Genomic DNA, 19432 nt, shown 5'->3' with positions numbered 1-19432 from the left:
TGCACCGCCCGGCATCTGGCGGCCGTCTCGGGCGCGGGTGTCCGAGCCGCCTGCCGTGGTGCCGAAGCACCTGCGCGACGCGCATTACAAGGGTGCCGAAGCGCTCGGCCATGTCGGCTACCGCTTCCCGCATGACGATCCGCGCGGCTGGGTGGAGCAGGACTACGTGCCGGGGCTGGCGCCGGGGCGGTTCTACCAGAGCGATGCCCGCGGCGGCGGGACCTTCGAGCGGCGGGCCGACGCGTTCTGGGAGCAGGTCTCGGGACGGCCGGTGCCGCGCCGCTTCGCCGGGGACTGAAAAGCGCCGGACCCGGCTGGCGGAAGCGTGCTGTCCCGGGGTCCGGCCAGTCCTCCTGCGGCTGATGCAGCGCCCGGTCGGCCCGGTCGGCGTCTTCGGCGCGTCGAACTTCCCGCTCGCCTTCTCCACTGCCGGGGGCGACACGGCTTCGGCGCTCGCGGCGGGCTGCCCGGTGGTCTACAAGGGCCATCCCGGCCATCCCGGCACCTGCGAGCTGGTGGCGCAGGCGATCGCCGCCGCCATCGAGGCGACCGGCATGCCGAAGGGCGTCTTCTCCATGGTGCAGTCGAACACCAACGAGGCGGGCGCCGCGCTGGTGCAGCATCCGGGCATCAAGGCGGTCGGCTTCACCGGCAGCTTCGGCGGCGGCAAGGCGCTGTTCGATCTCGCCATGGCCCGGCCCGAACCGATCCCGTTCTTCGGCGAGTTGGGAAGCCTGAACCCGGTCTTCGTGCTGCCCGCGGCCCTGACGGCACGCGGCGCGGCGATGGGCGAGGGCTGGGCGCAGTCGCTGACCATGGGCGTCGGCCAGTTCTGCACCAACCCCGCGCTGGTGCTGCTGCCCGAAGGCCCCGACGGCGATGCCTTTGTCGACGCGGCGGTGCGGTTGCTGAATGAAACCGCCCCCCAGCCGATGCTGACCGGCGGCACGGCCTCCGCCTATGCCAAGGGGGTTGAGATGCTCTCGGGCGCCGGGCTCGACCGGCTGACCGGCGCGCAGACCTGTTCCTCGCGCGAGGGCGCGCCTGCGGTCTTCCAGGTCAAGGCTGCCGATTGGCTGGCGCGGCCGGAGCTGGCCCGCGAGGTCTTCGGTCCGGCGGGCATCCTGATCCGCACCGCGTCTCCCGAGGAAATGCTGAAGGTCGCCCAGGTCTTCCATGGCCAGCTCACCGCGACGCTCCTGATGGACGATGCCGATATCGAGGCCGCGAAACCGCTGCTGCCGGTGCTCGAGACCAAGGCGGGCAGGGTGCTGGCCAATGCCTTCCCGACCGGCGTCGAAGTGGCCGATGCGATGGTCCATGGCGGCCCGTTCCCGGCCTCGACCAATTTCGGCGCAACTTCGGTCGGCACGATGGCGATCCGCCGTTTCCTGCGCCCGGTCTGCTACCAGAACCTGCCGGAGGCGCTGCTGCCTGCGGATCTGCAGGGCCTTGGCTGAACGCTTGCAGGGTGCGGCTTGGCAGCCGCGCCCGTTTTCCGCTGTCTGGGAGGACAATCCGCAATGAAGATGGAGGTCTTCGACCCCCGCGCCTGCAGCTTGGGCGAAGGGCCGCTCTGGCATCCGCTCCGCGACCAGCTGTTCTGGTTCGACATTACCGGCAACCGCCTGCTGTCGCGCAAGGAAAACGTGCCGCTGGAATGGTCGTTCTCCGAGAATGTCTCGGCGGCGGGTTGGCTCGACGAGGAGCGGTTGCTGATTGCAACCGAGACGGCGCTGCGGCGGTTCGACATTGAAACCGGCGAGCATGAGCCGGTCTGCCCGCTGGAGGCGGACCTGCCGGAGAACCGCTCCAATGACGGCCGCGCCGATCCGATGGGCGGCTTCTGGATCGGTACCATGGCGAAGCAGGGCGGCGGGCCGAAAGGCGCGATCTGGCGCTACTACAACGGCGCGCTGGAAAAACTCTATGGCGGAATCACCACCTCGAACGCGATCTGCTTCGGCACCGACGGCCGGACGGCCTACTACACCGACACCCCGACGCTGAAGGTGATGCGCCAGGCGCTCGACGCGGAGGGCTGGCCTGAGGGGGAGCCGGAGCTGTTCCTCGACCTTGCCGGGACCGGCCACAAGGCGGATGGTGCGGTCGTCGATGCCGAGAATCATTTCTGGACCGCGCAATGGGGATCGGGCCGGGTGGCGCGCTACACGCCGGACGGCGTTTTCGATCGCGCGATCGAAGTTCCCGGGCTGCATTCTTCCTGTCCGGCCTTCGGCGGTCCGGATCGCCGGACCATGTTCTGCACCTCCGCGCTGCAATCCATCGCTACGCCGGACGAGGCCCAGGGCCTGACCTATGTCATCGCCGATGCCGGGGTTGCGGGCCAGGACGAGCACCGGGTGAACGCTTGAGCGTGGAGACATTCGGGCACCTGCCGGACGGACGGACGGTCGAACGGGTGCGCATCTCGGGCGGCGGTCTGACCGCCGCCTTCCTGACCTGGGGGGCCACGCTGCAGGACCTGCGTCTTGACGGCGTGCCGTTCCCGCTGGTGCTCGGCAGCGACCGGTTCGAGCCCTATCTCGGCAGCCTGCTCTATTCCGGTGCCCTGGTTGGCCGCTTCGCCAACCGCATCGGAAAAGGGGGGTTCGAAATCGACGGCACGGCATTCCAGGCAGACCGCAATTTCCTGGGCAGGCACACCCTCCACGGCGGCGCGGAAGGCAGCGGGCAAATGCTTTGGATGCTGGCAGATCACGGCCAGGATTGCGTGAGCTTTGCGCTCCAACTCACTGACATGCATATGGGTTTCCCCGGCGATATGGAGGTCGTCGCGAAGTTCTCGCTGCCGGGAGACGGAGTTCTCGCGCTGGAGGTGATTGCAACTTGCAACCGCTCGACGCCCTGCAATTTCGCGCAGCACAGCTATTTCAATCTCGACGACAGCGCCTCGGCAACGGAGCATCGTCTTCAGATCATGGCCGAGAGCTACCTGCCGGTGGATGGAGAAATGATCCCGACCGGAGAGATCGCTCCGGTCGCGGGGACCCGCTTCGATTTCCGGCTGCCGCGTCCTGTGGGCGATGCCGGCTACGACCACAATTTCTGCACGGCAGGGATACGGACGGGCCTGCGCCCCGTCGCAGTTCTGGACAGCCCGGCCAGCGGGATCAGTTTGACCGTGGAAAGCACGGAGCCCGGGCTGCAGTTCTATGACGGGGCGCATCTGGATGTGCGCGACGGGCTGAGCGGGCGGCTCTGCGGCTCGAAGAGCGGGATCGCCTTGGAGGCGCAGGCCTGGCCCGATGCGCCGAACATGGCGGGGGCCCCTGATGCCATCCTCAGGCCCGGGGAGACCTACCATCAGTCGCTGCGCTACGTGTTCCGCAGCAGCTGAGGCGGTTGCGATCTGCAACCGCCGCGCTGTCTCAGCGCTCCGGCAGCAGCCCGCGCGGCGAGAAGCGCAGCACCAGCAGAAGCACGACGCAAGGGGACCGGCGTTTCCGCCGATCCCCTGCTTGTTCCGTAGCCNGGGTGCGGCTTACTCGGCGGCTTCCGCCGCCGGAAGGACCGAAATGAAGGTCCGGCCCTTGAGGCCCTTGTGGAAGGTCACCTTGCCTTCGGAGGTCGCGAAGATGGTGTGATCCTTGCCGAGGCCGACATTCTCGCCCGGCCACCACTGGGTGCCGCGCTGGCGCGCGATGATGTTGCCCGGGATGACGGCTTCGCCGCCGAATTTCTTGATGCCGAGGCGGCGGCCGATGGAGTCGCGACCGTTACGGGACGAACCGCCAGCTTTTTTATGTGCCATGGGNGAGGTACTCCTCGTTTTCGGTTATTCCGCGGCGACNGCCGGCGGGGATGATTTCGGTGATCTTCACCTGGGTCAGCTTCTGGCGGTGACCGCGGGTGCGCTTCGACGAGTGCTTACGACGGCGCTTGACGAAGGTGATGACCTTGTCTGCCTTGACCTGGTCGACGACTTCGGCCTTGACGACCGCGCCTTCGACGAGCGGAGCACCGATCACCAGCTCGTCGCCGCCGATCATGAGAACTTCGTTGAACTGGACGGTTTCGCCAGCGGAGGCGGTCAGCTTCTCGATGCGCAGAACGTCGCCGTTCTGGACCCGGTACTGCTTGCCGCCGGTCTTGAGGACCGCAAACATTGCTTTTTGCCGCCGCGGATTACATGTCACGGCGGTAGCCGGACATTAACAGTCTTGCGCCAGATTTCCGGCCGGGGGCGATGCGCCGGCCCGTCCGGCGCCCGGTCCGCGACGCGGACCGTTGGGAGGACAACATGGAACAGACGACTCTCGACGCCCCTCAGGCGATCCGGTCCGCGCGCTTCGACCTGCGGCCGCCGCGGCCCTCGGACGCCGGGCTCTGGGCGCTCTATGCGGGCGATGCGCGGGTGGCCAGCATGACCACCTCGATCCCGCATCCGCTGCCGCCGGGCGCGGCCGAGGCTTTCATCACGCGCGCGATGTCGCCGGACCGGACGGAGGAGGTCTGGGTCCTGGACGGCAGCCGCGAGGGGCTCAGCGAGCTTCTGGGCGTGGTGTCGCTCGACCGGGTCGACGAGGGCAAGGCCGAGATCACCTATTGGGTCGGCCCGGCCTTCTGGAATGCAGGCTATGCCTCGGAGGCGGTCGAGCTGCTGCTCGAGAAGAACCCGCTCGACCTCGACACCATCTATGCCTCGGTGTTCCAGAGCAATCCGCAGAGCGCGCGGGTGCTGACCCATGCCGGGTTCGAATATATCGGCGATGCCGAGGCCTTCTGCGTCGCGCAGAACCGGATGGTCCAGACCTGGACCTATCTCAAGCGCCTGAAGCCGGCCGCCTGACATGGCTGTTCCGGTCCGCACGCCGCGGCTCCGCCTCCGGGCGCCCGTGCCCGGCGATGCGGGCTGGGTCTTCGCGGCAGTCGCGCAGCCGCAGGTGCAGCGCTGGCTCTCGGGCGTGCCCGCAGGTTCACGGCGATGCCGCCCTGCGAGGTTTCCGGGCCTTCCCGACATGCGGCCCCGGTCGCGCCCGTGGACCGGACGCTGCGGAAGCGGAAAGGAAGGGATGCGCTGCCCCGCGGACCTCCGGAGCGGAGGCGACTCCCTTGGGGACCGGAACGAGACTAGCTGCGGGCGGGGGCCGGCGATTGAACGTTTGCGACAGCGGGCAAGGAGAATTGCAACTGGCCGTTTTCTGCCTCAGCGGAAATTGGGCCCGGCGCAGGGCTCCGTCGCAAAGCTGCATCGCACCTGTCGCTAAAATCCTGCGTTTCCCGTGTAACTTGCCGGTAACTGCCGCATCGGGACGAAAAGCCCGCCAGGCAGGATGCGCGGCGCGCCCCATGCGCTGCCGCCGCTCCCGCCGAACCAAGAAAAAGACCCGGAAAACGGGATCTTGCACGCGGCAACCGCAGCCAGCACAGGAGGTGCTTCCTTGAGTTACACACCGAATCCGGATTTGACAGGCGGAACCGAAGCCGGCGAGCCGGCACCGGAAGGCCAGATCGACACCGAATACACGATCGGCCAGGACAATATCGAAGGATCGATCGGCCCGATCGGCTTCGACATCCACAACCCGGTCTTTGCCATCTCGGCAATTTCCGTCATCGCCTTTGTCTGTTTCACCCTGGCCCTGCCCGAGACTGCCAGCAACCTGTTCTCGGCGCTGTTCTCGACCGTCACCCAGGGCTTCGACTGGTTCTTCCTCGGCGCCGCCGACATTTTCGTCATCCTCTGCCTCGTGCTGATCGTCAGCCCCTATGGCAGCGTGCGGCTCGGCGGCCGCGAGGCCCGCCCCGATTTCACCTATCCCGCCTGGTTCTCGATGCTCTTCGCAGCCGGCATGGGCATCGGCCTGATGTTCTACGGCGTTTCCGAACCGCTGAGCCATTTCGGCTCCTCGATCGGCGGCACCTCGGTCGGCCCCGACGGCATCCGCACCGACTGGGCCCCGCTCGGCGCGGCCGGCGGCAACCAGGAAGAGGCGATCCGCCTCGGCATGGCGGCCTCGATCTTCCACTGGGCGCTGCACCCTTGGGCGATCTACGCGATCGTTGCGCTCAGCCTGGCGCTGTTCTCCTACAACAAGGGCCTGCCGCTGACGATCCGCTCGGCCTTCTACCCGGTCTTCGGAGAACGCGTCTGGGGCTGGCCGGGCCATGTCATCGACATTCTCGCGGTCTTCGCAACGCTGTTCGGCCTCGCCACGTCGCTGGGTCTCGGCGCCGCGCAAGCCAATGCCGGCTTCCACAAGCTCTTCGGCCTGCCGGTCGGCCCCTCGCAGCAGGTGATGCTGATCTGCCTGATCACCGCGATCGCGCTGTTTTCGGTGGTCCGCGGCCTGGAGTCGGGCGTGAAGCTGCTCTCCGAGGTCAACATGGGCCTCGCCGCAATCCTGATGGGCTTCGTGCTGCTCGCCGGGCCGACGCTGTTCCTGGTGACCGATATCGGCGACTACCTGCTGGCCTATCTGGAATACCTGCCCGCGCTGTCGAACCCCGTCGGGCGCGAGGACGTGAACTTTGCCCAGGGCTGGACCTCGTTCTACTGGGCCTGGTGGATCTCCTGGTCGCCGTTCGTCGGGATGTTCATCGCCCGCGTCAGCCGCGGCCGCACCGTGCGCGAATTCCTGGTCAGCGTCCTTCTGATCCCGTCCCTGGTCTGCGTGGCCTGGATGTCGGTCTTCGGCGGAACCGCGATCAGCCAGGTCATCCGCGACGGCTATGATGCCGCGCAATCGGCGGAACTGCCGCTGCAGCTCTTCGCGATGCTCGATGCACTGCCGCTGACCGCGATCACGTCCTTCATCGGCATCGTTCTGGTGATCGTCTTCTTCGTCACCTCGTCGGACTCCGGCTCGCTGGTGATCGACACCATCACCTCGGGCGGCAAGGTCGATGCGCCGGCGCCGCAGCGTGTGTTCTGGTGCCTGTTCGAAGGCGTTGTCGCGATCGTCCTGCTGCTGTCGGCAGGCGGCCTCAAGGCGCTGCAGTCGATGGTGATCTCCACCGGCCTGCCTTTCACCATCGTCCTTCTGGTGATGTGCGTCGCAATCTGGCGGGGCCTGGCCAGCGAACCCCGCTGACCCCTGCCTTCACCGCCGCAGACTTCCCCCCGGCATGTGCGAACATGCCGGGGTTTTCCGTTTCAGGGGACCAACTCAGCCGCCCGGCGCGCTGTCGCGGCGCAGCGCGTGCGGGGTGGTCTCGAACTGCTTGCGGAACATCCGGCTGAAATGCGACGAGTCGCAGAAACCGCAATCCAGCGCGATCTGCGCGATCGGCTTGTCGCCCGAGACGATCTGGTGATGCGCCAGCGACAGCCGGATCGACAGGAAGGCCGCCTGGGGAGAGATGTCGAGCGCGGAGCGGAAATGCCGCTCGATCTGCCGCTTGGAATGCCCCAGCCGCTTGGCGATGTCGGTGATCGACAGCGGCGTGTCGATGTTCTGCTGCATCAGCAGCAGCGTGCGCAGCACCAGCGGGTCGCGGGTCTTGAAGTCCAGCGTGATCCCCGGCTGCGGCTTCTCGGGCTCCAGCGCTTCGTCGATGATCATGATGTGCAGGCTCTTGCTGGCCGCCGCGCGGCCGACATGCTTGTCCACCAGATAGGCCGCCAGATGCGCCGAGCTTGCCCCGCCCGAGCAGGTCAGCCGGTCGCGGTCGACCACGAAGATCTGGTCGGCCACAGGATCGAGCCCCTCGAACTGCTCCAGGAAATCGGCATGGTGGAACCAGCTCACGCAGCAGCGGTAGCCGTCGAGCAGTCCAGCGTGGTGCAGCATGAAGGCGCCCGAACACACGCCGACCAGCGGCACGCCCGCCGCGGCCGCCTCGTGCAGGAAGCGCTCATAGGCCGGGCCCAGTCCCGGCAGCTCGTCCATCAGCCCGCCGACCACCACGATATAGTCGAAGCGCGACGGGTCGCCGAGCCGTTCCTTGGGCTGGACCGAGATCCCGCAGCTCGAGGTGACCTGGTCCATGCTGTCCGACAGCACCGTCCAGTTGCACAGGATCGGCCGCGATCGGTCGCCCTCGTCGGCGGCAAGCCGCAGCACGTCGACGAAATTCGCGAAGGCGCAGAGCGTGAATCGCCTTGCCAGGATGAAGCCGACCGAGAGCCGCGCCCCCCCGGCGGCGGTCCGTCCGATGCGGGTGGCGGACGTAGCGGAAGGTCGGCGGGGGGCTGGCGTTTCTGGCATGGCTCGGCTTCGGGCTGGAGATTCTGAGCACCTGTCGTAGCGGTTTTCCCGCGCCGTCGCAATCGTCCTATTCTCCGAGGGCACGATCAAGCAGAACTTCCGCTCATGGTGACGGGGCCTCCTTGCAGGGCGCCGCACCGGATCGGAAGCGGCACCCGGACAGGGGTTCGGGCATGTCGCGGAAACAACAATTTCTCCGCCCGACGGGCGGGCAGGGAAAGGGCGAGACATGAAGGTTCTGGTGCCTGTCAAGCGCGTGGTCGACCACAACGTGAAGATCCGGGTGAAAGCCGACGGGTCGGGGGTCGATCTGGCCAACGTCAAAATGTCGATGAACCCGTTCGACGAAATCGCCGTCGAGGAAGCCGTCCGGCTGAAGGAATCCGGTGCCGCCTCCGAGATCGTCGCGGTGTCCGTCGGTCCGGCACAGGCACAGGACGTGCTGCGCACCGCGCTGGCCATGGGCGCCGACCGCGCCATCCTGATCACCGCCGAAGGCACCGTCGAGCCGCTCGCGGTCGCGAAGCTCCTGGCCGCCGTGGTCCGCGAAGAGAACCCGGGCCTCGTCGTTCTGGGCAAGCAGGCGATCGACGACGACTGCAACCAGACCGGCCAGATGCTGTCGGCGCTGCTGGGCTGGAGCCAGGGCACCTTCGCCTCCAAGGTCGAGATCGCGGGCGAGCGCGCCAAGATCACCCGCGAGGTCGATGGCGGCCTGCAGGCGATCGACATCTCGCTGCCGGCCGTCGTGACCGCCGACCTGCGCCTGAACGAGCCGCGCTACGCCTCGCTGCCGAACATCATGAAGGCGAAGAAGAAGCCGCTCGACCAGAAGACCCCCGCCGATTTCGGCGTGGACATCGCGCCGCGCCTGAAGGTGCTGGGCGTCGAGGAACCCGCAGGCCGCGCCGCAGGCGTCAAGGTCGGCTCGGTTTCCGAGCTGCTCGACAAGCTGCGCAACGAAGCTGCCGTCATCTGAGCCAGGGGAGAACGAGAATGGCCATCCTGCTTTTCGCCGACCACGACAACGCCACCCTCTCCGACCCGACGCTGCGCGCGCTGACCGCCGCAGCCAAGATGGGCGGCGAGATCGACATCCTGGTCGCAGGCAAGGGCGCTGATGCCGTTGCCGCCGCAGCCGCAATCCTGCCCGGCGTGCGCGCCGTCATCCAGGCCGAGAGCGATGCGCTCGAGCACCGCCTGGCCGAGCCCGCAGCAGCGCTGATCCAGTCGCTGATGGGCGGCTACGACACGCTGGTCGCTCCGGCTACCACCACCGGCAAGAACGTCCTGCCGCGCGTCGCAGCCCTGCTCGACGTGATGCAGATCTCGGAAATCACCGAGGTCGTAGGGCCGGCGACCTTCAAGCGCCCGATCTATGCCGGCAACGCGATCGAGACCGTGGAAGCCACCGATGCCAAGCGCGTCGTCACCGTCCGCACCGCCAGCTTCGACGCCGCCCAGCCGGGCGCCGGCAATGCCCTGGTGAACTCCGTCGAGGCCGCCGATGCAGGCGACCTGTCGCGCTTCGTCGAGAACATCCTGTCGGCCTCCGACCGCCCGGAACTCGGCTCCGCCAAGATCATCGTCTCCGGCGGCCGCGCCCTCGGCTCCGACGAGAAATTCCAGTCGACGCTGTCGCCGGTCGCGGACAAGCTCGGCGCCGCCGTCGGGGCCTCGCGCGCCGCGGTCGACTCCGGCTACGCGCCGAACGACCTGCAGGTCGGCCAGACCGGCAAGGTCGTGGCCCCCGAACTCTACATCGCCTGCGGCATCTCGGGCGCGATCCAGCACCTCGCCGGCATGAAGGACTCGAAAGTCATCGTCGCGATCAACACCGACGAGGAAGCACCGATCTTCCAGGTGGCCGATTACGGGCTGGTGGGCGACCTCTTCGAGGTCCTGCCGCAGCTCGAAGCACAGCTCTGAGCGGAGACCTGACGCATGACCGCGCAGATCATTGACGGCAAGGCCCACGCGGCCGGTCTGGGCAACCGGATCGCCACCGCCGTGGAGGGCTTCGAAGGCCAGACCGGGCGCAAGCCCGGCCTCGCCGTGGTGCTGGTCGGCACCGACCCCGCAAGCGAGATCTATGTCCGCTCCAAGGGCCGCATGGCCCGCAAGCTGGGCATGGAGAGCTTCGAACACGTGCTGCCCGAGGACACCGCGCAGGAGGACCTGCTGGCCCTCGTCGCCGAGCTGAATGCCGACGAAGCCGTCGACGGCATCCTGGTGCAGCTGCCGCTGCCCGGGCATCTCGACAGCCTCGCGGTGATCGAGGCGATCGATCCGGCGAAGGACGTCGACGGGCTGCATCCGGCCTCGGCGGGCGCGCTGGTCTCGGGGCTCCCGGGCCTCGTCTCCTGCACGCCGCTGGGCTGCCTGATGCTCCTGAAGGAGACGCTGGGCAACCTCTCGGGCCTCGACGCGATCGTGATCGGCCGCTCGATCCTGGTGGGCAAGCCGATGGCGCAGCTGCTGGAGAGGTGCCGGAGTGGTCGAACGGGGCGGATTCGAAATCCGTTGACCCCCTCTGGGGGTNCCCAGGGTTCGAATCCCTGTCTCTCCGCCAGTCAGTCCCTGTTATCAGGGCGTTGGCTGGCACAGCAGATGCGGCGATCGAACTTCGGTTCGGTCGCCGCATGCGTTTTCAGGCCACGGCAGCGCGGTAGAGATGCCAGGTGGCATGGCCCAGGACGGGCAGCACCACGACCAGCCCCAGGAACATCGGCAGCATCGCGACCAGAAGCGCGCCCGCCACGATCGCCGCCCAGGCAAACATCGTCCGGGGGTTCTGCTTCACCGCCTCCAGGCTGGTGAGAATCGCGGTGACGTAATCGACCTCGCGGTCGACCAGCATCGGCATGCCGAACACCGTGACCGCAAAGAGCAGCGCCGCCAGCGCGCCGCCGAGCGCCAGCTCCATTGCGATCAGCATCAGGCCGTTCACCGACAGGAACACCTCCCAGGAGGTGAAGACATTGACCATGGTCATCTTGCCGAGAAACAGCGCGAAAAGCATGTGCGCCATGAAGATCCAGATGATGAAGATGCCCATCACCAGCACGGCCAGCGACGGGATCTGCCGCCCCGTCTCGCGCCGCATCACGCCCAGCACCTCCGCCCAGTCGAGCGGCTCGCCGCGCTCCAGGCGGCGGCTGACCTCGTAGAGCCCGACCGCCGCGAAGGGCCCGATCAACGGGAAGCCGAAAGCGGCGAGGATCAGCCAGTAGCTCTGCCCGGTGATCTCGGTGATTGCATACATGGCAATGCCGCCGAGCGCGTAGACCAGGCCGAAGAACAGGCCGAAGGCGGGCGCCGCCTTGAAATCGTCCCAGCCGCGGCCCAGGCACTGGCGCACAACCGGCCAGCTGACCGGCCGCAGCTCCGGCGCCCCGTGCGGCAGGCCTCCGCGCGGCATCTCCACATGCGTCATGACTTTCCTCCCGTTGATCCCGTCTGTGCGGTTTTGCCACAGCGTTTCCTGGAATCGGGCAGTTTGTCAAATGATCTGCGGCATCCTGTCCGCCGCAAATGGCGGAATGCCCTGCCCGGATGCCATGTCAGCCTCACGGAAACGTGTGTATCCTGCGGGCGCACCATATTTCAGGTGACGCATATTTCCAGGAGGCAGGCCCATGGGCGTTTACACGTCTACCCTGACCATGTTCGACCCCGCGTCAGTGGCGGTCACTTTTCCGGCGATCCCCTCTTTCACGGTCATCGAACCGGTCCCGCCCTTCGTCGAGGGCGATGACCTGCCCGCCGGTACCGGCACCACCGGCATCCTGCACCCCGACAGCGCGGTCTTCGGCACCGTCGACCCCGGCGATGACTGGGACTGGTACAAGGTCGAGGTCGAGGCGGGCTATCTCTACCGGTTCCGCCTGACCGGCGACGGCGACAGCCCGGACCCGCTTCCCGATCCCTATCTCGAACTCTACGATGCCGCAGGCGGCTATCTCGACGAGAATGACGACTGGGGCAGCCTCAATTCGCTGCTCGACTACGCCGCTACTGCCGATTCCGTCATCTATGTCTCCGCAGGCTCCTTTGCCGACTATACCGGCGGCTACATGCTATCTGCGGACGCCCCGGTGCGCGCCCCGACGGAAAACAGCGATCTCATCGAGGGCAGCTTCACGCCCGACCTGATCGACGGGCTCGGCGGCGACGACACGATCTTCGGCTACCAGGGGGCCGACCAGATTTTCGGCGGCAGGGGCGCGGACGTGATCCATGGCGGGCTGGGCCGCGACTATATCGACGGCGGCGCCCAATGGGACGTGATCTTCGCAGGCTACGGCGACGACGACGTTTACGGCGGCTTCGGCTCGGACCTCGCCTATCTGGGCGGCGGCGACGACTATTACCACGACACCTGGCAGGACGGCGCCAACGGGCGCGACACGGTCTACGGCCAGGCCGGCGACGACTACATCGACACCGATGGCGGCGACGACCTGATCTTCGGCGGCACCGGGTCCGACAGCCTGTTCGGCGGCCAGGGCGGTGACGAGATCCGCGGCGGGCTGAACGGCGACTGGATCGACGGCGGAGACGGCGACGACACGGTCGGGTCCGGCGGCGGCCGCGACGAGGTCCATCTCGGCGACGGCAGCGACACCTGGCATGACGGCAGCCAGCGCGGCGCGATCGGCAGCGACCATGTCGATGGCGGCGACGGCAATGACATGTTCCATGTCGGCGGCGGCTTCGACACCGTGATCGGCGGATCGGGCGCGGACCTGTTCATCTTCGCCGAGGACAGCGAGACCGACGAGATCCGCGACTTCCAGTCCGGCACCGACCTGATCGACCTGCTGGCCTGGGGCGTGACGGATTTCGGACAGCTGACCATCGAGGACGACGCCGAGACCGGGATGGTGGCGATCTACCGTGCCGGCGACACGGCCGACCGGCTGCTGGTCACCGATTGGTGGTCCGGGCTCTCGGCCGCGGACATGGATGCCAGCGACTTCGTCCTCGCCGCCTACTGAAGCCCCTGCCCGGCCCCGCCTGCCGCCCGTTGGACGGCAGGCCGGGGTCGGCATTCCTGCGATGCGTTCCGCGGCCATCCGGAGACAGCGCGGCCGGCAACGGCAGCACCGCCGGGCAGGCGGCAGAGTTCCGGACCGACCGGCGCCATGGCATGCTGGATCCCGGCAAGACAGGCAGTCCGGAACTCGGCAAAGACGGCAACGGCTTGACCGGGACGGACAGCGCTCCCAGGCGCTCCGGCCCGTCTGCGATGCGCCGCCCGCGCCCGGTGCGGTGACACGCTGCGCCACGAAAAGTTCTGCGGCCAGAGGACCGGCTGGGACGGCAACGGCGATGTGTCAGCCCCGGCAAGGCAGAACGAGCGCAGTCAGCGCAGCGGAGCCGCGGTTCAGCGCCGCCCCCTCCTCCCCGGCGGAGCAGACCAGTCGGGCGAACCGGCACCGCACTTTTATGCATCCCGAGGGCGGGACGCCGTTCCGCCCCAGCGCGGCGGCGAGCCGACCAAGGCCGGGGAACAGAACAACCAAGGGCATCGCAGACCGTCAGCCGCTGGGCGGCAGACACTCCCGATGGCGTCGGCACCGCCTGCCGGACCCAATGCCATCCGGCCGGCCGGACCCTGCGATGCGCCATTGCGGGCGGCGGCTCCGCCAAGGGAAGCGCGCAAACCGTGCCTGAGGCCAAGCTGCGATCTCCCGCTGCAACCGGACCGGGGCACCGACAGCGGCCCCATGTCGGCCACGGCTGCAACATGCCCCGGCGGACCCAGATCCGCGATCAATGCCTCAGCGGCTGCCGCATTGGCACGCTGCTCCGCCTCCAGAGCAAGGAATCGGCTGCAAAGACCCCGCCCCCCGGACCCCGGACAGGATCGCGACGGAGACGCGCCTGCCCGCAAATGCCAGGCGCGGCGGCATCCGGCCCGCGGAAGGACGCTCAGATGCGCCCCTCCACCTTCAAGCGACGGGGCAGCCGCAGATGCTCCGGCCGAGGCCATCACCTTCGAGGCGCGGGGCCCGGCGGCTCAGTCCTCTTCGCCGTCTTCCCCGGTCCGGCCTCCGCGGAAGCCCGTGGCGACCACGAATTTCTCGGAACTGTCGGACCGGCTGGCCGACGGCTTGACATGGACGACCTTGTCGAAGCGCTGCTTCAGGATGGTCTGCAGCCCCTGCTCCGCGCCGCCCGCCAACACCTTGGCGACGAAGGTGCCGCCCGGCGTCAGCACGTCGAAGGCCAGCTCCGCCGCAGCCTCGACCAGCGCGACCATGTCGTCAAGATCTGCCGGGCCGAGGCCTGCCAGTCGATGGGCGCCAACGCGCTGGCCGACGCGACCCTCGCCAAGCTGGGCCTCGCCTGGCACGGCACCACGCCGAACGGCAATGTCACGATCGAGCCGGTCTACTGTCTCGGCCTCTGCGCCTGCGCGCCCGCCGTCATGGTCGGCGAAACGCTGCATGGCCGCGTCGACGGCGAGAAGATGGACGCGATCCTGAAGGAGGCCGGGGCATGAAGATCTACGTTCCGCTCGACAGCGCCGCCCGCGCGCTCGGCGCAGATGCGGTGGCCGAGGCCGTCGCCGCCGAAGCCGCCAAGCGCGGCATCGAGGCCGAGATCGTCCGCAACGGCACCCGCGGCATGGTCTGGCTCGAACCGCTGGTCGAAATCGAGACACCCGAGGGCCGCAAGGGCTTCGGGCCGCTACTGCCCTCCGAGGNCAGGCCAGGTCTTCGACGGCGATGGCCGGAAATCGCTGGGGCTGGTCGAAGAGCTGCCCTGGATGGCGAAGCAGACCCGCCTGACCTTCGCCCGCTGCGGCATCACCGATCCGCTGAGCCTTGCCGATTACGAGGCCCATGGCGGCCTCGCCGGCCTGCGCCGCGCGCTGGGGATGAAATCCGAGGAGCTGGTCGACGAGGTCAAGACGTCCGGCCTGCGCGGCCGCGGCGGCGCAGGCTTCCCGACCGGCATCAAATGGGACACGGTGCGGCTGGCGAAGGCCGACCAGAAATACATCGTCTGCAACGCCGACGAGGGCGACAGCGGCACCTTCGCCGACCGGATGATCATGGAAGGCGACCCCTTCACCCTGATCGAGGGCATGATCATCGCCGGCCTCGCGACCGGGGCGACCAAGGGCTACATCTATTCGCGGTCCGAATACCCACAGGCCAACACGATCATGCGCGCGGCCATCGCCGCCGCACAGAAGGCCGGCATCCTCGGCGCCAAGGTGCTGGGCACCGGCCCGGCCTTCGACATGGAGCTGCGCGTCGGCGCCGGCGCCTATGTCTGCGGCGAGGAAACGTCGCTCCTGAACTCGCTCGAGGGCAAGCGCGGCGTCGTCCGCGCCAAGCCGCCGCTTCCGGCGCTCGAGGGTTTCATGGGCCGTCCGACCGTCGTGAACAACGTGCTGTCGCTGGCCACCGTGCCGGTGATCTTCGAGAAGGGCGCGCAGTTCTACGCCGATTTCGGCCTCGGCCGTTCCAAGGGCACGATGCCGATCCAGATCGCGGGCAACGTCAAATACGGCGGGCTGTTCGAAACCGCCTTCGGCATGCCGCTCGGCACGCTGGTCAACGAAATCGGCGGCGGCACCGCCTCTGGCCGCCCGGTCAAGGCCGTGCAGGTCGGCGGCCCGCTCGGCGCCTATCTGGCACCCGCGAAATTCGACACGCCCTTCGGCTACGAGGAATTCGACGGCAACGAGGCGCTGATCGGCCATGCCGGCGTGGTGGTCTTCGACGAGACCGCCGACATGCTGGGCATGGCCCGCTTCGCCATGGAATTCTGCGCGGTCGAAAGCTGCGGGAAATGCACCCCCTGCCGGATCGGCGCGGTGCGCGGGGTCGAGACCATCGACAGGATCGCGCGCGGCGACGCCTCGGCGATCCCGCTGCTGACCGACCTCTGCGAGACCATGAAGGACGGCTCGCTCTGCGCGCTCGGCGGCTTCACCCCCTACCCCGTCATGTCCGCGCTGAAGCAATTCCCGGAAGATTTCGCCACCACCGCCAAGGAGGCAGCCGAATGAAAGACTTCATCATTCCGTGGGATGCCGATCTCGGCACCCCCGCCCGCGAAGGCAAGCCGGTCACGCTGAGCATCGACGGCGTCGAGGTCACCGTGCCCGAGCATACCTCGGTGATGCGCGCCGCCATGATTGCCGGCCTCAAGATCCCGAAGCTCTGCGCCACCGACAGCCTGGACGCCTTCGGCTCCTGCCGCCTCTGCGTGGTCGAGATCGAGGGCCGCCGCGGCACGCCCGCCTCCTGCACCACGCCGGTCGCGCCGGGCATGACGGTCCATACCCAGAGCCAGAAGGTGAAGAAGATCCGCAAGGGGGTGATGGAGCTCTACATCTCCGACCACCCGCTCGACTGCCTCACCTGCGCGGCCAACGGCGATTGCGAGCTGCAGGACATGGCCGGCATGGTCGGGCTGCGCGACGTGCGCTANCGAAAGCGGCGACAACCATTTCGACCCGACCGGCACCGGCGCGCTGTCGAAGGCCGATGCCGACCGCCGCGACGGCCCGGGCAATTTCCGCTACATCGCCAAGGACGAGTCGAACCCCTACTTCACTTACGACCCGTCGAAATGCATCGTCTGCTCGCGCTGCGTGCGGGCCTGCGAAGAGGTCCAGGGCACCTTCGCGCTGACCATCGAGGGCCGCGGCTTCGACAGCCGGGTCTCGGCGGGCGCCTCCTTCGACAACTTCCTCTCCTCGGACTGCGTCAGCTGCGGCGCCTGCGTGCAGGCCTGCCCGACCGCGACCCTGCAGGAGAAATCCATCTGGGAACTGGGCACGCCGGAACGCTCGGTCGTGACCACCTGCGCCTATTGCGGCGTCGGCTGCTCCTTCAAGGCGGAACTGAACGGCGACGACCTCGTCCGCATGGTGCCGTGGAAGCACGGCAAGGCGAACCGCGGCCATAGCTGCGTCAAGGGCCGCTTCGCCTATGGCTATGCCTCTCACCAGGACCGCATCCTGAACCCGATGATCCGCGACACGATCGACGAGCCGTGGCGCGAGGTTTCCTGGGAAGAAGCGCTGAGTTTCGCCGCGGACCGCATGAAGGGCATCCAGGAAAAGCACGGCCGCCGTTCGATCGGGGTGATCACCTCGAGCCGCTGCACCAACGAGGAAACCTACCTCGTGCAGAAGCTCGCCCGCGGCGTCTTCATGAACAACAACACCGACACCTGCGCCCGCGTCTGCCATTCGCCGACCGGCTACGGTCTCGGCCAAACCTTCGGCACCTCGGCCGGCACGCAGGATTTCGACTCGATCGAGCATACCGACGTGGTCGTGGTGATCGGCGCAAACCCGACGGACGGCCACCCGGTCTTCGCCTCGCGGCTGAAGAAGCGGCTGCGCCAGGGCGCCAAGCTGATCGTCATCGACCCGCGCCGCATCGACCTGGTGAAATCCGCCCATGTCAGCGCCGCGCATCACCTGCCGCTGCGCCCGGGCACCAACGTCGCCGTGGTCTCCGGCCTCGCCCATGTCATCGTCACCGAGAAGCTCTATGACGAGGCCTTCATCCGCGAGCGCTGCGACTGGGACGAATTCCAGGAATACGCGGAATTCATCTCGGACCCGCGCCACAGCCCCGAGGCGATCGAGGCGATGACCGGCGTTCCGGCGGTCGAGATGCGCGACGCCGCGCGTCTGTTCGCGACCGGCGGCAACGGCGCGATCTATTACGGCCTGGGCGTGACCGAGCACAGCCAGGGTTCGACCACCGTGATGGGCATCGCCAACCTCGCCATGCTGACCGGCAATATCGGCCGCACCGGCGTCGGCGTGAACCCGCTGCGGGGCCAGAACAACGTCCAGGGCTCCTGCGACATGGGCTCGTTCCCGCACGAACTGCCGGGCTACCGCCACGTGAAGATGCCCGAGGTCCGCAAGATCTTCGAGGACGCCTGGGGCGTCGAGATCGACCCGGAACCCGGCCTGCGCATCCCCAACATGCTGGACGCGGCCGTCAACGGCACGTTCAAGGGGCTCTATTGCCAGGGCGAGGACATCCTGCAATCCGACCCCGACACCAAGCACGTGGCGGCGGGCCTCGCGGCGATGGACTGCGTCATCGTCCATGACCTGTTCCTGAACGAGACCGCGAATTACGCGCATGTCTTCCTGCCCGGCTCGTCCTTCCTCGAGAAGAACGGCACCTTCACCAATGCCGAGCGCCGCATCAACATGGTGCGCAAGGTGATGGCTCCGAAGAACGGCTACGAGGACTGGGAGGTCACCCAGAAGCTCGCGCAGGCAATGGGCGCCGACTGGAACTACTCGCACCCTTCGGAGATCATGGCGGAAATCGCGGCGACCACGCCGAGCTTCGCCAACGTGACCTACGAGATGCTGGACGAGAAGGGCTCGGTCCAGTGGCCCTGCAACGACGAGAACCCGGACGGCACGCCCCTGATGCATGTCGACGGCTTCGTCCGCGGCAAGGGCCGCTTCATCGTCACCGAATACGTGGCGACCGAGGAACGCACCGGCCCGCGCTTCCCGCTGCTGCTGACCACCGGGCGGATCCTCAGCCACTACAACGTGGGGGCCCAGACCCGGCGGACCCAGAACACCGCCTGGCATCCCGAGGACGTGCTGGAACTCCACGCCTCCGACGCCGAGAACCGCGGCGTGAAGGACGGCGACTGGATCAAGCTGGCCTCGCGCTCGGGCGAGACGACGCTGCGCGCCAAGATCAGCGACCGGATGATGCCGGGCGTGGTCTACACGACCTTCCACCACCCGGACACCCAGGCCAACGTGATCACCACGGACTTCTCGGACTGGGCGACCAACTGTCCGGAATACAAGGTCACCGCGGTGCAGGTGCTGCCCTCCAACGGTCCCACCGACTGGCAGGAGGAGTACAACGCCCGGCCCGCGGGGACCTTGCGGAAGTCATGGTAGAAGGACATGACCCCGTGCACTTCGGCGCGGGTGATGTTCAGCGCATCGGCAATCGGCTGGATCGCGGCCTCCGGCACGTGGCCGTAGGTCTCCTGCAGCGCATGGAAGATCGGCAGCAGCGGACCCTCCAGGTGAAGCTGGGCGTGGATCAGCGTTTCAATCTCGTCTGCCGTCGGCTGCGGGAAATCCCGTGGCATGCGCTCCTCCGGATGGGGTTTTGGACGGCATCCTGCAGGCATGTTGATTGAAAAATCAATATCGGCTTTCCGTCGATTGATCGGATAATCCTATCAGCGGGCCTGGTGCCTTGCCTGCTTCCGGGGCA

Annotated in this window: 12 protein-coding genes, 1 tRNA gene and 7 pseudogenes; 14 read left to right on the top strand and 6 right to left on the bottom strand. The window is 67.6% G+C overall.

Features of this window, described 5'->3' with window-relative positions:
• Positions 1 to 37 precede the first annotated feature (37 nt).
• The 4 genes and pseudogenes from C7T91_RS29855 (at position 38) to C7T91_RS29840 (ending at position 3361) form a co-directional block, all read left to right on the top strand.
• On the top strand, positions 38 to 298 hold the full coding sequence (locus C7T91_RS29855; RefSeq protein ID WP_236638594.1) for an AAA family ATPase: 261 nt from the start codon (positions 38 to 40) through the stop codon (positions 296 to 298).
• 55 nt (positions 299 to 353) lie between these two features.
• Positions 354 to 1460 (top strand): annotated as a pseudogene (locus tag C7T91_RS29850) (aldehyde dehydrogenase (NADP(+))); the annotation flags it as partial.
• Between the two features lie 63 nt (positions 1461 to 1523).
• Entirely contained in the window at positions 1524 to 2375 is an 852-nt protein-coding gene (locus C7T91_RS29845; protein ID WP_108263440.1) for an SMP-30/gluconolactonase/LRE family protein, read from the top strand.
• A gap of 2 nt (positions 2376 to 2377) precedes the next feature.
• The gene (locus C7T91_RS29840; protein ID WP_108263439.1) at positions 2378 to 3361 is read left to right on the top strand and encodes an aldose epimerase family protein; all 984 of its coding nucleotides are present in this window, start codon (positions 2378 to 2380) and stop codon (positions 3359 to 3361) included.
• Positions 3362 to 3505: 144 nt separating this feature from the next.
• On the opposite strand, the gene rpmA is transcribed toward C7T91_RS29840, so the two are convergent.
• Together rpmA and rplU are read right to left on the bottom strand one after the other, a co-directional pair.
• Positions 3506 to 3775, bottom strand: a complete 270-nt coding sequence (rpmA, locus tag C7T91_RS29835) for a 50S ribosomal protein L27 (protein ID WP_108263438.1) — start codon at positions 3773 to 3775, stop codon at positions 3506 to 3508.
• Positions 3776 to 3815: 40 nt separating this feature from the next.
• A pseudogene (gene rplU, locus C7T91_RS29830) lies at positions 3816 to 4130 on the bottom strand (50S ribosomal protein L21); the annotation flags it as partial.
• Between the two features lie 134 nt (positions 4131 to 4264).
• Here rplU and C7T91_RS29825 point away from each other — a divergent pair.
• Positions 4265 to 4813, top strand: a complete 549-nt coding sequence (locus C7T91_RS29825; RefSeq protein ID WP_108263482.1) for a GNAT family N-acetyltransferase — start codon at positions 4265 to 4267, stop codon at positions 4811 to 4813.
• Between the two features lie 616 nt (positions 4814 to 5429).
• The gene (locus C7T91_RS29820; RefSeq protein ID WP_236638614.1) at positions 5430 to 7058 is read left to right on the top strand and encodes a BCCT family transporter; all 1629 of its coding nucleotides are present in this window, start codon (positions 5430 to 5432) and stop codon (positions 7056 to 7058) included.
• Positions 7059 to 7133: 75 nt separating this feature from the next.
• Here the strand turns inward: C7T91_RS29820 and C7T91_RS29815 are convergent, their stop codons facing one another.
• Entirely contained in the window at positions 7134 to 8174 is a 1041-nt protein-coding gene (locus tag C7T91_RS29815; RefSeq protein WP_108263435.1) for a GlxA family transcriptional regulator, read from the bottom strand.
• Between the two features lie 229 nt (positions 8175 to 8403).
• On the opposite strand from C7T91_RS29815, the gene C7T91_RS29810 reads away from it, so the two are divergent.
• The 4 genes and pseudogenes from C7T91_RS29810 to C7T91_RS29795 all read left to right on the top strand — a co-directional run bounded on the left by C7T91_RS29810 (position 8404) and on the right by C7T91_RS29795 (position 10746).
• Complete coding sequence (locus C7T91_RS29810; protein ID WP_108263434.1) at positions 8404 to 9153, top strand: electron transfer flavoprotein subunit beta/FixA family protein; 750 nt, start codon at positions 8404 to 8406, stop codon at positions 9151 to 9153.
• Between the two features lie 17 nt (positions 9154 to 9170).
• Positions 9171 to 10103 (top strand): electron transfer flavoprotein subunit alpha/FixB family protein, encoded by a 933-nt coding sequence (locus C7T91_RS29805; RefSeq protein WP_108263433.1) that lies wholly within the window; start codon positions 9171 to 9173, stop codon positions 10101 to 10103.
• A 15-nt stretch (positions 10104 to 10118) separates the two neighbouring features.
• A pseudogene (locus C7T91_RS29800) lies at positions 10119 to 10655 on the top strand (tetrahydrofolate dehydrogenase/cyclohydrolase catalytic domain-containing protein); the annotation flags it as partial.
• Positions 10655 to 10746: transfer RNA gene (locus C7T91_RS29795), tRNA-Ser, on the top strand. The pseudogene C7T91_RS29800 and the gene C7T91_RS29795, both read left to right, overlap by 1 nt.
• A 78-nt stretch (positions 10747 to 10824) precedes the next feature.
• On the opposite strand, the gene C7T91_RS29790 is transcribed toward C7T91_RS29795, so the two are convergent.
• Positions 10825 to 11610: a DUF2189 domain-containing protein gene (locus C7T91_RS29790; RefSeq protein ID WP_236638593.1), complete on the bottom strand. Its 786-nt coding sequence runs from the start codon at positions 11608 to 11610 to the stop codon at positions 10825 to 10827.
• A gap of 202 nt (positions 11611 to 11812) precedes the next feature.
• On the opposite strand from C7T91_RS29790, the gene C7T91_RS29785 reads away from it, so the two are divergent.
• A complete protein-coding gene (locus C7T91_RS29785) occupies positions 11813 to 13174 on the top strand; it encodes a calcium-binding protein (RefSeq protein ID WP_108263432.1) in 1362 nt (453 codons plus the stop codon).
• 1025 nt (positions 13175 to 14199) lie between these two features.
• Here the strand turns inward: C7T91_RS29785 and C7T91_RS29780 are convergent.
• Positions 14200 to 14442 (bottom strand): annotated as a pseudogene (locus C7T91_RS29780) (SAM-dependent methyltransferase); the annotation flags it as partial.
• 36 nt (positions 14443 to 14478) lie between these two features.
• Between C7T91_RS29780 and C7T91_RS40210 the strand changes: the two are divergent.
• The 3 genes and pseudogenes from C7T91_RS40210 (at position 14479) to fdhF (ending at position 19107) form a co-directional block, all read left to right on the top strand.
• On the top strand, positions 14479 to 14685 hold the full coding sequence (locus tag C7T91_RS40210; RefSeq protein ID WP_108263431.1) for an NAD(P)H-dependent oxidoreductase subunit E: 207 nt from the start codon (positions 14479 to 14481) through the stop codon (positions 14683 to 14685).
• Positions 14682 to 16206, top strand: a pseudogene (locus tag C7T91_RS29770) (NADH-ubiquinone oxidoreductase-F iron-sulfur binding region domain-containing protein). The gene C7T91_RS40210 and the pseudogene C7T91_RS29770 overlap by 4 nt, the downstream one beginning before the upstream one ends.
• Positions 16203 to 19107, top strand: a pseudogene (gene fdhF / locus C7T91_RS29765) (formate dehydrogenase subunit alpha). Before C7T91_RS29770 ends, fdhF begins: the two co-directional pseudogenes overlap by 4 nt.
• Here fdhF and C7T91_RS29760 read toward each other — a convergent pair.
• Positions 19107 to 19304 (bottom strand): annotated as a pseudogene (locus C7T91_RS29760) (NAD(P)H-dependent oxidoreductase subunit E); the annotation flags it as partial. The pseudogenes fdhF and C7T91_RS29760 sit on opposite strands and share 1 nt — an antisense overlap.
• Between the last annotated feature and the right edge of the window lie 128 nt (positions 19305 to 19432).

Source organism: Mangrovicoccus ximenensis (genome assembly GCF_003056725.1).
GTDB classification, from domain to species: Bacteria; Pseudomonadota; Alphaproteobacteria; order Rhodobacterales; family Rhodobacteraceae; genus Mangrovicoccus; species Mangrovicoccus ximenensis.
The sequence above is the reverse complement of the archived record's forward strand: the minus strand, read 5'-3'. Positions and strand labels throughout refer to the sequence as shown.

What these genes read in the sequence shown, in the direction of transcription:
- C7T91_RS29825 (WP_108263482.1), top strand. Translation starts at nt 4,265, where the DNA reads ATGGAACAGACGACTCTCGACGCCCCTCAGGCGATCCGGTCCGCGCGC.
- rpmA (WP_108263438.1), bottom strand. Translation starts at nt 3,775, where the DNA reads ATGGCACATAAAAAAGCTGGCGGTTCGTCCCGTAACGGTCGCGACTCC.
- C7T91_RS29815 (WP_108263435.1), bottom strand. Translation starts at nt 8,174, where the DNA reads ATGCCAGAAACGCCAGCCCCCCGCCGACCTTCCGCTACGTCCGCCACC.
- C7T91_RS29810 (WP_108263434.1), top strand. Translation starts at nt 8,404, where the DNA reads ATGAAGGTTCTGGTGCCTGTCAAGCGCGTGGTCGACCACAACGTGAAG.
- C7T91_RS29785 (WP_108263432.1), top strand. Translation starts at nt 11,813, where the DNA reads ATGGGCGTTTACACGTCTACCCTGACCATGTTCGACCCCGCGTCAGTG.
- C7T91_RS29805 (WP_108263433.1), top strand. Translation starts at nt 9,171, where the DNA reads ATGGCCATCCTGCTTTTCGCCGACCACGACAACGCCACCCTCTCCGAC.
- C7T91_RS29790 (WP_236638593.1), bottom strand. Translation starts at nt 11,610, where the DNA reads ATGACGCATGTGGAGATGCCGCGCGGAGGCCTGCCGCACGGGGCGCCG.
- C7T91_RS40210 (WP_108263431.1), top strand. Translation starts at nt 14,479, where the DNA reads ATGGGCGCCAACGCGCTGGCCGACGCGACCCTCGCCAAGCTGGGCCTC.
- C7T91_RS29845 (WP_108263440.1), top strand. Translation starts at nt 1,524, where the DNA reads ATGAAGATGGAGGTCTTCGACCCCCGCGCCTGCAGCTTGGGCGAAGGG.